The sequence below is a fragment of the Streptomyces sp. NPDC045968 genome (genome assembly GCF_056430475.1).
In genome coordinates this window covers 594,173-606,235 of the sequence record NZ_JBWKLF010000001.1, presented here as the reverse complement: position 1 = coordinate 606,235, position 12,063 = coordinate 594,173, and the positions used below count along the sequence as shown (strand labels likewise).

The 12,063-nt window shown below is 69.9% G+C and carries 8 protein-coding genes, 3 tRNA genes and 1 pseudogene; 7 read left to right on the top strand and 5 right to left on the bottom strand.

From position 1 onward, the window contains the following. Positions 1-38 precede the first annotated feature (38 nt). The 3 genes and pseudogenes from AC07FA_RS02540 to AC07FA_RS02530 form a co-directional block, all read left to right on the top strand. Positions 39-1,157, top strand: a complete 1,119-nt coding sequence (locus tag AC07FA_RS02540; RefSeq protein ID WP_479072825.1) for a helix-turn-helix domain-containing protein — start codon at positions 39-41, stop codon at positions 1,155-1,157. A 12-nt stretch (positions 1,158-1,169) separates the two neighbouring features. After that, positions 1,170-1,751 carry an HD domain-containing protein gene (locus AC07FA_RS02535; RefSeq protein ID WP_479072824.1) on the top strand — a complete coding sequence of 194 codons (582 nt, stop codon included), beginning with the start codon at positions 1,170-1,172 and terminating at the stop codon, positions 1,749-1,751. A 383-nt stretch (positions 1,752-2,134) separates the two neighbouring features. Continuing rightward, positions 2,135-2,368 (top strand): annotated as a pseudogene (locus AC07FA_RS02530) (site-specific integrase); the annotation flags it as partial. A gap of 80 nt (positions 2,369-2,448) precedes the next feature. Here AC07FA_RS02530 and AC07FA_RS02525 read toward each other — a convergent pair. The 3 genes from AC07FA_RS02525 to AC07FA_RS02515 form a co-directional block, all read right to left on the bottom strand. Continuing rightward, positions 2,449-2,525, bottom strand: a tRNA-Ile gene (locus AC07FA_RS02525). Positions 2,526-2,759: 234 nt separating this feature from the next. Further along, positions 2,760-2,832: transfer RNA gene (locus AC07FA_RS02520), tRNA-Asn, on the bottom strand. 5 nt (positions 2,833-2,837) lie between these two features. Beyond that, positions 2,838-2,910 (bottom strand) — tRNA-Asn (locus AC07FA_RS02515). A gap of 182 nt (positions 2,911-3,092) precedes the next feature. On the opposite strand from AC07FA_RS02515, the gene AC07FA_RS02510 reads away from it, so the two are divergent. The 4 genes from AC07FA_RS02510 to AC07FA_RS02495 all read left to right on the top strand — a co-directional run bounded on the left by AC07FA_RS02510 (position 3,093) and on the right by AC07FA_RS02495 (position 8,735). After that, positions 3,093-3,407 carry a YtxH domain-containing protein gene (locus tag AC07FA_RS02510; protein ID WP_479073423.1) on the top strand — a complete coding sequence of 105 codons (315 nt, stop codon included), beginning with the start codon at positions 3,093-3,095 and terminating at the stop codon, positions 3,405-3,407. Between the two features lie 90 nt (positions 3,408-3,497). Beyond that, positions 3,498-4,943: an FGGY family carbohydrate kinase gene (locus tag AC07FA_RS02505; RefSeq protein ID WP_479072823.1), complete on the top strand. Its 1,446-nt coding sequence runs from the start codon at positions 3,498-3,500 to the stop codon at positions 4,941-4,943. Positions 4,944-5,067: 124 nt separating this feature from the next. After that, complete coding sequence (locus AC07FA_RS02500) at positions 5,068-6,801, top strand: ABC transporter ATP-binding protein (protein WP_479072822.1); 1,734 nt, start codon at positions 5,068-5,070, stop codon at positions 6,799-6,801. Next, positions 6,801-8,735: an ABC transporter ATP-binding protein gene (locus AC07FA_RS02495; RefSeq protein ID WP_479072821.1), complete on the top strand. Its 1,935-nt coding sequence runs from the start codon at positions 6,801-6,803 to the stop codon at positions 8,733-8,735. The genes AC07FA_RS02500 and AC07FA_RS02495 overlap by 1 nt, the downstream gene beginning before the upstream one ends. A 4-nt stretch (positions 8,736-8,739) precedes the next feature. On the opposite strand, the gene AC07FA_RS02490 is transcribed toward AC07FA_RS02495, so the two are convergent. Next, positions 8,740-9,831, bottom strand: a complete 1,092-nt coding sequence (locus AC07FA_RS02490) for an RNA polymerase sigma factor (protein WP_479072820.1) — start codon at positions 9,829-9,831, stop codon at positions 8,740-8,742. A 232-nt stretch (positions 9,832-10,063) separates the two neighbouring features. Continuing rightward, on the bottom strand, positions 10,064-11,974 hold the full coding sequence (gene dnaG, locus AC07FA_RS02485; protein ID WP_479072819.1) for a DNA primase: 1,911 nt from the start codon (positions 11,972-11,974) through the stop codon (positions 10,064-10,066). Positions 11,975-12,063: the final 89 nt, after the last annotated feature.

Sequence of the window (12,063 nt, the reverse complement as noted above, 5' to 3'; positions counted from 1 at the left end):
CGGGTGCCCGGCCGCGGTCGACAGGCAAGGGGGACACCATGGACACCGGCTCACTCACCACCCTGACCGGCGGCCAGGGAACGGCGCCGCGCGGTCGCGGCGGCATAGTTTCCGGCTACGTTTTCCGCCTGATCCGTGAGCAGCTGGGCCACACCCAGGACACCCTCGCTGAACGGTTCCGAGTCTCGGCCGACACAGTGGCCGGGTGGGAATCAGGGCGCCGCCCCCTGACCGCTGTGCCGGTCGGGCAGATGCTCATGTACCGCCACCAGCTCCTGCAGTTGGGCAGCGCGCCCTCCCTCCTCTTAGCCCTGGAACGGGCCATGGAAGCGGACGTACTCCTGGCCAGCGCCCTCGACGAAGACGCTCCCGCCGACGACAGCCCGATCGGCGCATGGGTCATGCAACGCGACCTGGTCGAGGTCCTCTCCTGGCCGCTCAACGGCGTAACCCCCACCCCGCTGAGAACCCTGCCCGACCCGCCGCGACCGCGACGCGGACCCGTCCCGCGCGGGCCAGAGCTCCCGGCCGACGACCGCAAGCGCTTCTTCTCCCGCATGCGCCAGTCCGCCGAGCAGGCACGCGGCAGGGAACGCTTCCTCCTGCGCCGCCAAGCCCTCTACCTAGCCGGATACGACGACGCACCCGACACCTCCGAATGGCTGGCCCAACAGCAGCGGACCGAACGGCCCGACGGCTGGCTGACGGGCTGGCTCAACTCCCGCTCAGTCGCGGCCGTCGCCGCCCGGCAGGGCGATCAGGACCGGATGGGGCACTTCATCACCACGACTCTCGCCGACGACGACGCGGGCGAAGCCGCCAACCTGAACTACTGGGCCTACTGGATCGGCGAAGCACCTCACATCCAGCTGACCGACGACTTCATCGCGAGCCCGAACCCCGGCCCTTGGCCAGGCGACAAGCTCATGCGCCACCTCGTGCGCGGCCTGACCCCCCGCCATGGGTTCTTCGACCTCAACGTCCACACCCTGTGGACGCTGGTCGCCGCCCGCCCCAACCTGCTGCGCCCAGGCATGCCGGCCGGGCGCGACCTACGCCAGGCCCTCCCCGTGATGTTGGATAGCCGGGAGTTGTCGGCGCGTGCGCGCCGAGAACTGGAAGGCATCCGGTACGCAATCCGCCTCACGGAGGCGTGAGAGGAGACGGGCGTGGCTGACGACCTGTCCGCAGTAGGGCGCTTCTTGTACGAGGCCGGCACGCTCAAGAACACGCGCCGAACCGGCTGGTGGATGGCGGGGGTCAGCGATCCGGAGAGCGTGGCCGAGCACTCGTGGCGCACCTCGTTGATTGCGTCGATCATCGCCAAGCTGGAGGGCGCCGACCCAGCGCAGGCCGCGTTCCTCGCCGTGTGGCACGACACCCAGGAGACCCGCACCGGGGACGTGAACTACCTGGGGAAGAAGTACGCGCCCGCAGGCGACGCGCAGGAAGTCACCGCCGATCAGACAGCGGACATGCCCGAGGTCCTGCGATCCACCATCCGGGACTTGGTCGCCGAGTACGAGGCCAAGGAATCGCCCGAGGCGATCTGTGCCCGCGACGCGGACAAGCTTGAGTGCATGTTGCAAGGCATCGAGTACAAGGCGCAGGGCTACGAGAACGCCCAGAGGTGGATCGATAACAGCCGCGCCCGCCTGGTCACCGAGACCGGCCAGCGCCTCGCGGACGAGCTTCTCAGGCAGGGCTCCCTGGACTGGCTGCGAGCAGCACTCGGAGAGACGAAAGCCTGACCCCGGACGCACGAAAGCGCCCCCTGCTCGGCCGTAGCCGGAACAGGGGGCGAAGTCATGGGTACTGCCGTCGGGTCGGGTCGAGCGCGAGCGGGCCTGGTGACGGGTCAGGGTCGGGCTGTGCGGGCGCACCGTCGCGGCGGCACATCAGCCCGTCCGGGTCCCCCGGCGGCGGCTGCAGCGAATAGCCATCCGGGCAGTTTTGGCCGTCCTGGCCGTTCGTTCCGTCGCGGCCGTCCGTACCGTCCTTGCCTGCAGGGCCTGGTGGTCCGGCTTCGCCCTGTGGTCCGGGCGGGCCGACCACGGACTGGCCGTCGACGCCCGCAGGGTGCGGAGCGGGCCGAGTGCGAGGAGCGCCGTCTGCCGTGGACGGACACCGGTAACGGGACCTGCGCCACGTGGCAGCGACACTGATCCATGCCGGGGGCGGGGATCTCCACGCGATCAAGGAAACGCTTCGGCACGGGACGATCCAGCTGGCTGGTGACACGTACACGAGCCTGCTGCCCCAGGTCGATCAGGAAGTAGCGCGGAAAGCCGAGTCGGTGGTTCCCCGCGCCCGTCGTTCGGTGTCTACTGACACAGCCGCTCACGCACCGCTCACGCAGAAGCCCTAAAACGGCGAAGCGCCCCTGCTGGTCTAAACCAGCTTGGGGCGCTTGATTGCAGGTCGGAACGTTTCTGCCAACCTGCCTACTGGTGGGGCGGGTGGGACTCGAACCCACGGCCGACGGATTATGAGTCCGCTGCTCTAACCGGCTGAGCTACCGCCCCGTTTCGGCGTGGCGCGTACACGTGTGCGCGCCGTCTGCCGCAGCATAGCCGGTCATACGATCTCTCGCTTCGGATGCCCCGCTTCGCATGACCATGAGGACTGCGCTGCTGCATGCCCGGTTCCGGCCGCCGCGAAGTCCCCACGAAAGAGTCACCGCGGGGGTCCGCCCGAGAGGTGTGGGCGGACGGGCCGGGCACACGAAAAAGGACCCCGAGGGGTCCTCTTCCGGTTTGCTCCTCCGACTGGACTCGAACCAGTAACCTGCCGGTTAACAGCCGGCTGCTCTGCCAATTGAGCTACAGAGGATCGCGCTCCCCCGACTGGACTCGAACCAGTAACCTGCCGGTTAACAGCCGGCTGCTCTGCCAATTGAGCTACAGGGGATGGTGGCGTTGCCTCGAATCGTACCTACCTGGCGGCTGCCGGGCGGCGCGCGTTCGCTGCGACACATACATTAGCGCAAGCAGGGGGGTGCTCCGCCAATCGGTTCCGCCCGGGGTGATCTCGGGTGTCCACGGGTAGGCGGGCAAGCACACGTCGCACGGAGCGAAGGAAGGGTGGCAGCCATGCGGTACCGGCTCACATTCATCGCCGGACTGGCCCTCGGTTACGTGCTCGGCACGCGGGCCGGGCGCGAGCGGTACGAGCAACTGAAGAGGTCCGCGCAGCAGCTGGCCCAGAATCCCGCCGTCCGGAACGCCGCCGAGTCGGCGGCCCAGGGCGGCCGGGAATTCGCCGGCAAGGCGTACCACTCGGTGAGCGAGAAGGTCGGCGACACCGTCGGCGACCGGGTCCCCGCCTCGGTGGCCGACCGGGTGCGCTCGTTGCGGGAACGCAGCGCGCACAACGGCGGTGACGACTGGGGCACGACCAATACCTAGGGCCTGAGGCGCGGGCCCCGCACCCGGCTGCGGGGCCCGCGCCGGACGTCCGGTGCGGGAAACCTCCGCCGGTGCGGCAGAATCTTGGGTATGGGCATAGTCGCCGGCTTGGACAGTTCTTCCGCCTTCACTCACATCGTCGTCTGTGACACGGACACGGGCGCGGTGCTGCGGCAGGGGTATGCCGCACACCCCGTCGAGGCGAAGGCCACCGAGGTCGATCCGCAGGTATGGCTGCTCTCGCTCGGCGAGGCGGCCTCCGGCGGGCTGCTCGAAGGCGTGCAGGCCATCGGCGTCTCCGCCCAGCAGCACGGTCTCGTCCCCCTGGACCACCAGGGCAATCTCGTGCGTCCCGCGCTGCTCGGCAACGACCGGCGGGCGCAGGTCGCCGCGGCCGATCTGATCGACGGGCTCGGTGGCCGCCAGCCCTGGGCCGAGGCGGTCGGTGCCGTGCCGCAGGCCGCGCAGCCGGTGGCGAAGCTGCGCTGGCTCGCACGGACCGAGCCGGAGAACGCCCAGCGCGTCGCCGCCGTCATGCAGCCGCACGACTGGCTAGTGTGGCAGCTGCTGGGCCGCCCCGCCCGCCGCACGACCGACCGCGGCGCCGCCTCCGGCACGGGGTACTGGTCGGCGGGCTCCGCCTCCTACCGTCCCGATCTGGTCGAGCTCGCACTCGGCCACCAGGCCTCGCTGCCCGAGGTCCTCGGTCCGTCGGAGTCCGCCGGGACCACGCCCGAGGGGCTGCTGATCTCCGCGGGTACGGGCGAGACGATGGCCGCCGCCTTCGGGCTCGGGGTCGCGGTCGGCGACGCCGTGGTGTCGCTGGGGGCCTCCGGTTCCGTGATGGCCGTGCACCACGAGGCCCTGGCCGACCCGACCGGGATGATCACGTCGTTCGCCGACGCCACCGGGATGCATCTGCCGGTCGTCCACACCTCCAACGCGGTGCGGGCCCTGCGCGGTACCGCCGAGATGCTGGGCGTCGAGGGGCTCGACGAGCTGTCGGCGCTGGCGCTGAAGTCGACGCCGGGCGCCTCCGGGCTCGTACTCCTGCCGTATCTGGAGGGTGAGCGCACCCCCCGGCTGCCGCACACCGCCGGGACGCTGAGCGGGCTGCGGCGCGAGTCGATGAAGCCGGAGCATCTGGCGCGGGCGGCGTTCGAGGGGATGCTGTGCTCGCTGGCCGACGCGCTGGACGTGCTGCGCGGCCGCGGGGTCGAGGTGCGCCGGGTGTTCCTGCTGGGGGCCGCCGCCGAGCTGCCCGCCGTGCGGGCGCTGGCGCCCGCGGTGTTCGGTACGCAGGTGGTCGTGCCGCAGCCCGCCGAGTACGCGGCGCTGGGTGCCGCCCGGCAGGCGGCATGGGCCCTCGGGGTCTCGCAGGGGACGCTGGACCCGCGTACTCCCCCGGCCTGGCAGGGTGCCTCCGCGCAGGTGCTGGAGCCCGGTGAGGAGCTGGCGGTCGGGCGGTCGGTGCGGCAGCAGTACGGGGCCACCCGGGACCAGATCCACCCCGGGGCCTTCGGCGGCTCCGCCTGAGGCGCGGCAAGTGGCGTACGTGCGCGTGGATTTGACCGGGGTTTGAGGAAAAGCGTTCGCGGTCGCGGTGCGGAGTACCCGAAAATGGGTCGGCCTCTGCCCACGCCGACTCCGAGAGACACGCGTGCTCATAAAAATTCTGCGAACCTATCTCGGTCCTTACCGCAAACCCATCGCGCTGCTGGTCTTCCTCCAGCTGCTGCAGACCTGCGCCAGCCTCTATCTGCCCAGCCTCAACGCGGACATCATTGACAACGGTGTCGTGAAGGGGGACACGGGCTACATCTTGGAGTTCGGCGGCCTCATGATCGCCGTGAGCGTCCTCCAGGTGGTGTGCAACGTCGGGGCGGTCTACTACGGGGCGCGGACCGCGTCCGCGCTCGGGCGCGATGTGCGGGCCTCGGTCTTCGACCGGGTGCAGTCCTTCTCCGCACGCGAGCTCGGCCGCTTCGGCGCGCCGTCGCTGATCACCCGTACGACCAATGACGTGCAGCAGGTCCAGATGCTGGTCCTGATGGCGTTCACCCTGATGGTGTCCGCGCCGATCATGTGTATCGGCGGCATCATCATGGCGCTCGGGCAGGACGTGCCGCTCTCCGCCGTGCTGCTGGCCGTGGTGCCGGTCCTCGGGATCTCGGTGAGCCTCATCGTGAGGAAGATGCGCCCGCTGTTCCGCACGATGCAGGAGCGGCTCGACACGGTGAACCGGGTGCTGCGCGAGCAGATCACCGGCAACCGCGTCATCCGCGCCTTCGTCCGGGACGCGTACGAGGAGGAGCGTTTCCGTGGGGCCAACAACGGTCTGACGGACGTGTCCCTGTCCACGGGCCGGCTGATGGCGCTGATGTTCCCGACCGTGATGACCGTGGTGAACGTGTCGTCCATCGCCGTCGTCTGGTTCGGTGCGCACCGCATCGACAGCGGCGGGATGCAGATCGGCGCGCTGACCGCGTTCCTCGCGTATCTGATGCAGATCGTGATGGCCGTGATGATGGCCACCTTCATGTTCATGATGGTGCCGCGCGCCGAGGTCTGCGCGGAGCGCATCCAGGAGGTCCTGGAGACCGATTCGAGCGTGGTGCCGCCCCTCGCCCCGGTCACCGAGCTGCGCCGCCACGGCCATCTGGAGGTGCGGGGAGCGGAGTTCCGTTACCCGGGCGCCCAGGAGCCTGTACTGCGCGCGGTGGATCTGGTGGCGCGGCCCGGTGAGACGACCGCGATCATCGGGTCGACGGGCAGCGGGAAGTCGACGCTGCTCGGCCTCGTACCCCGGCTGTTCGACGCGACGGACGGCGAGGTGCTGGTCGACGGCGTGGATGTGCGGACGCTCGATCCGGTCCTGCTGGCGAAGACCGTGAGCCTGGTGCCGCAGAAGCCGTATCTGTTCTCCGGGACGGTGGCGACGAATCTGCGGTACGGGAATCCCGACGCGACCGACGAGGAGCTCTGGCACGCGCTGGAGGTCGCGCAGGCCAAGGAGTTCGTGGAGGGGCTGGAGAACGGGCTGAACGCGCCGATCGCGCAGGGCGGCACCAACGTCTCCGGTGGTCAGCGGCAGCGTCTGGCGATCGCCAGGACGCTGGTGCAGCGGCCGGAGATCTACCTCTTCGACGACTCGTTCTCGGCGCTGGACTACGCGACGGACGCCGCGCTGCGCGGGGCGCTCGCGCGGGAGACGGCCGGGGCGACGGTGCTGATCGTGGCGCAGCGGGTGTCCACCATCCGTGACGCTGACCGGATCCTGGTGCTGGACGAGGGCCGGGTCGTCGGGACCGGCACCCATCACGAGCTGATGGACGGCAATGAAACCTACCGGGAGATCGTGCTCTCCCAGCTGACGGAAGCGGAGGCCGCGTAATGGCCGGGCCTGGCGGACGCATGATGGCGGGCGGCGCTCCGACCGAGCGGTCCATGGATTTCAAGGGGTCCGGGAAGCGGCTGCTGAGGAGATTCAGTCAGGAGAAGTCCTCGCTGTACGCCATGCTCGTCGCCGTGGCGCTGAGCGTGGGGCTCTCGGTGGTCGGCCCCAAGATCCTCGGCAACGCGACCGACCTGATCTTCGCGGGCGTCGTCGGCCGCGGCATGCCGGAGGGGACCACGAAGGCGCAGGCCGTCGAGGACCTGCGGGAGAAGGGCAGCGACGGTCTCGCGGACATGCTCTCGGCCGTGGACTTCACCCCGGGCCAGGGCATCGACTTCGGCGCGGTGGGCAACGTCCTGCTGGTGGCTCTGGTGGTCTATCTGGGCGCCGGGCTGCTGATGCTGGTGTCCACGCGGCTGTCGATCCGGGTGATCAACCGGGTCGTGTTCCAGTTGCGCGAGGACCTCCAGACGAAGCTGGCACGGCTGCCGCTGTCGTACTTCGACCGGCAGAAGCGCGGCGAGGTGCTGAGCCGCGCGACGAACGACATCGACAACATCTCGCAGACGATGCAGCAGACGATGGGCCAGCTCATCAACTCCCTGCTGACCATCATCGGCGTGCTGATCATGATGTTCTGGATCTCCCCGCTGCTGGCGCTGGTCGCCCTGGTGACGATCCCGGTGTCGGTGCTCGTCGCGGCCCGGGTCGGCAAGCGCTCGCAGCCGCAGTTCGTGCAGCAGTGGAAGGTGACGGGCCGGCTCAACGCCCACATCGAGGAGATGTACACCGGCCACACGCTGGTGAAGGTCTTCGGCCGGCAGGAGGAGTCCGCGCGGGACTTCGCCGAGCAGAACGACGCGCTGTACGAGGCGGGCTTCAGGGCCCAGTTCAACAGCGGGATCATGCAGCCGCTGATGATGTTCGTGTCGAACCTGAACTATGTGCTGGTCGCGGTCGTCGGCGGGCTCCGGGTCGCGTCGGGCGCCCTGTCCATCGGTGATGTGCAGGCGTTCATCCAGTACTCGCGGCAGTTCTCGATGCCGCTGACCCAGGTCGCCTCGATGGCGAACCTGGTGCAGTCGGGTGTCGCGTCGGCCGAGCGGATCTTCGAGCTGCTGGACGCCGACGAGCAGGAGCCGGACCCGGACCCTGAACGGCGCGCCCGCCCCGGCAAGCCGCTGGGCAGTGTCTCGCTGGAGAAGGTCTCCTTCCGTTACGACCCGGAGAAGCCGCTCATCGAGGATCTGTCGCTGCGCGTGGAGCCCGGCCACACGGTCGCGATCGTCGGCCCGACCGGGGCCGGCAAGACGACCCTGGTCAATCTGCTGATGCGGTTCTACGAGGTGACGGGCGGCCGGATCGTCCTCGACGGCACCGACGTGTCGACGATGTCGCGCGACGAACTGCGGTCCGGGATAGGGATGGTCCTCCAGGACACCTGGCTGTTCGGCGGATCGATCGCGGACAACATCGCGTACGGCGCTTCGCGCGAGGTCGGCCGGGGAGAGATCGAGGAGGCGGCGAGGGCGGCCCACGCCGACCGCTTCATCCGTACCCTTCCGGACGGTTACGACACCGTGATCGACGACGAGGGCTCCGGGGTCAGCGCGGGCGAGAAGCAGCTGATCACCATCGCGCGGGCGTTCCTGTCCGACCCGGTGATCCTGGTGCTCGACGAGGCGACCAGCTCGGTGGACACCCGTACCGAGGTGCTGATCCAGAAGGCGATGGCCCGCCTCGCGCACGGCCGGACCAGCTTCGTGATCGCGCACCGGCTCTCCACGATCCGGGACGCGGACGTGATCCTGGTGATGGAGAACGGCTCCATCGTGGAACAGGGCACGCACGACGAGCTGCTGGCGGCCAAGGGCGCCTACGCCCGGCTGTACGCGGCACAGTTCGCCCAGGCGCTCGCCGAGGTGGACTAGCCGTTCAGTCCAGATAACCGCGGAGCTGGTCCGCGAAGGCGTGGTCCCGCAGCTTGTTGAGTGTCTTGGACTCGATCTGGCGGATGCGTTCGCGCGTCACGCCGAAGATCCGGCCGATCTCCTCAAGCGTGCGGGGCCGCCCGTCGGCCAGCCCGTACCGCAACTGGACCACCTTGCGCTCCCGCTCCCCCAGCGTGGAGAGCACCGCCTCCAGGTGCTCGCGCAGCAGCAGGAACGCGGCGGACTCGACGGGGGACGCGGCGTCGCCGTCCTCGATGAGGTCACCGAAGGCGACGTCGTCCTCCTCGCCGACCGGGGCGTGCAGCGAGACGGGTTCCTGGGCGAGGCGCAGCACCTCGCCGACGCGTTCCGGCGTCAGATCGAGCTGGGCGGCGACCTCTTCGGCGGTCGGCTCGTAGCCCCGCTCCTGGAGCAGGCGGCGCTGGACCCGCACGACGCGGTTGATCAGTTCGACGACATGGACCGGGACCCGTATGGTCCGTGCCTGGTCGGCGAGCGCGCGGGACATGGCCTGGCGTATCCACCAGGTCGCGTACGTGGAGAACTTGTAGCCCCGGGCGTAGTCGAATTTCTCGACGGCCCTGATCAGTCCGAGGTTTCCCTCCTGGACGAGATCGAGCATCGTCAGCCCCCGGCCGACGTACCGCTTGGCGACGGAGACGACGAGGCGGAGGTTGGCCTCGATGAGCCGGCGCTTCGCCATCCGTCCCATGACCACGAGACGGTCCAGGTCGACGGCGAGCCTGGTGTCCGGATCGGGGGTGCGGGCGAGCCGTTCCTCCGCGAAGAGCCCCGCTTCGACCCGGCGGGCGAGCTCCACCTCCTCGGCGGCCGTGAGCAGCGGAATCCTGCCGATCTCCCGCAGATACTGGCGGAAGAGGTCGGACGAGGTGCCACCGGCGTCCGGGCGGCTCCGCCGCTCCGGGGGTTCGGGCACCTCCGGGCTTTCTTCCATCACTGCGTCCGTCGCCTCCCCGGGTAGGGCCGCTGCGGCCTCCGGATGGCGCACGGCCCGGTTCTGCGCGGGGATCGCCGGGACATGCTCGGTCGGGCTCGTCATGGTCCGGGTCTGCACGGGGGCGACCTCCAGGTGATCGCGCTGCCGGACCGCGGCGGGTGTGGGGTCCGCCCTCGGTGGACCGACCGCGCTCCGATGACTCAGGCACCGCACCCAGTGTGGGGTACGACACATCGCTGCCACGAGGGGCGTGCGGTGACTTTCTGAGTCCTGTGCGTGACCGGTCGGTTACCGGACGCGGGCGGCGGCTGAGGCGGGGGTGGTTCGCCGCGGACGGTGCGCGGGCGCGTCAGAGCGCGTCTGCGCCGTTGCTCCGGAGGGACTGGGCGTACTGCTGGAGGACCCAGACCTCGTTCTGCGCGGCCGCCAGGTGCTCGGGGGCCACGTTGCTGCCGAGGCGGGCGAGGCTGCCCTGTACGTCGTTGATCCGGCGGTCGACAGCGCGCAGGCGGACCTGGACGAGCTGCATGCCCGCGTACGTCTCGTCGATGGACTTGCCGTGGAATACCTCGACGGCCAGCTCCGTGACGAGGTTGCGCACGGTGTCGTCGGGGGCGGCGTCCAGGACGTTGACCAGGTACTCGCGGGTCTCGGCCAGCCCCTGTTCGGCGCCGCCCGCCTCCGCGATGCACTGGCGCACCGCCGCGTACGGCGGGGCGGTGAACTCGTCGGTCCCGTAGGCGTCGAAGGCCGGTGAGACCAGGGCGGGCTTCTGGAGGGCGAGCTTGAGCAGTTCGCGCTCGGTGCGGTGGGCGGGGCTGCGGAGGTTGAGCGCGGGGCCCGAGATGCCCGCCGGCGGGGCGGTGGCCGTGGCGGGGTGCTGGGGGCCGCCCCGGGACGGGCCCTGCGCGGGGCCGCGGTCGCCCCGGTCCCGGGCCCAGCGGGCGATCTGTGCCACCCGGCGTACGACGAACTCCTGGTCGAGGATGCCGACGAAGCCGGCGAGCTGGACGGCGACCTCGCGCTGCACACTGCTCGTCTTGATCTTCGCGACGACGGGTGCGGCCTCGTCGAGCGCGGCGGCGCGGCCCGCCGGTGTCTCCAGGTCGTACCGGCCGACGATCTGGCGCAGCGCGAACTCGAAGAGCGGGGTGCGGGGTTCGACGAGGTCGCGGACGGCCTCGTCGCCCTTGGCCAGCCGCAGGTCGCACGGGTCCATGTTGTCCGGGGCGATCGCGATGTAGGTCTCGGCCGCGAACTTCTGGTCGTCCTCGAAGGCGCGCAGGGCCGCCTTCTGGCCTGCCGAGTCACCGTCGAAGGTGAAGATCACCCGGGCGCTGCCGTTGTCCATCAGGAGGCGGCGCAGAAGCTTGATGTGGTCGTTGCCGAAAGCCGTGCCGCAGGTGGCGATGGCGGTGGTGACCCCGGCGAGGTGGCAGGCCATGACGTCGGTGTAGCCCTCGACGACGACGGCCCGGCTGGCCTTGGCGATGTCCTTCTTGGCCAGGTCGATCCCGTACAGCACCTGGGACTTCTTGTAGATCGAGGTTTCCGGGGTGTTGAGGTACTTGGGTCCGTTGTCGTCGTCGCGCAGCTTGCGCGCTCCGAAGCCGACGATCTCTCCGGAGGTGTCGCTGATCGGCCACATGAGCCGGCCGCGGAAGCGGTCGATGGGGCCGCGGCGGCCGTCCTGGGAGAGGCCGGAGGTGATGAGTTCCCTGTCGCTGAAGCCCTGGCCGCGCAGATAGCGGGTGAGGTGGTCCCAGCCCGCGGGGCTGTAGCCGACACGGAAGTGGGCGGCGGCGGCCTGGTCGAAGCCGCGTTCCGCGAGGAACTTCCGGCCGATCTCGGCCTCGGGGCCGTCCAGCTGCTCCACATAGAACTGGGCGGCGGCCTTGTGCGCCTCGACCAGCCGGATCCGTTCGCCGCGCTGGTGGGAGGGGTTGTAGCCGCCCTCCTCGTACCGCAGGGTGATGCCCGCCTTCGCGGCGAGGCGCTCGACCGTCTCGGAGAAGGTGAGGTGGTCGATCTTCATCACGAAGGCGATCGTGTCGCCGCCCTCCTGGCAGCCGAAGCAGTGGAAGAGCCCCTTGCTGGGGCTGACCTGGAAGGAGGGGGACTTCTCGTCGTGGAAGGGGCAGAGTCCCTTGAGGTTCCCGCCGCCCGCGTTGCGCAGCTGGAGGTACTCGGAAACGACGGCGTCGATCGGGACCGCGTCCCGGACCGCCTTCACATCGTCGTCATTGATCCTGCCTGCCACCCGTGAAGTCTACGGGTGGGCCACGGCACCCGGACCGCACGACGGTGTGATCCGTGGAACGGGCCGGGGCGGCCGGGAGGCCGGACGGC

Coding starts and splice junctions, on each gene's coding strand:
- AC07FA_RS02540 (WP_479072825.1), top strand. CDS start 39: ATGGACACCGGCTCACTCACCACCCTGACCGGCGGCCAGGGAACGGCG.
- AC07FA_RS02510 (WP_479073423.1), top strand. CDS start 3,093: ATGCGGTACCGGCTCACATTCATCGCCGGACTGGCCCTCGGTTACGTG.
- AC07FA_RS02505 (WP_479072823.1), top strand. CDS start 3,498: ATGGGCATAGTCGCCGGCTTGGACAGTTCTTCCGCCTTCACTCACATC.
- AC07FA_RS02495 (WP_479072821.1), top strand. CDS start 6,801: ATGGCCGGGCCTGGCGGACGCATGATGGCGGGCGGCGCTCCGACCGAG.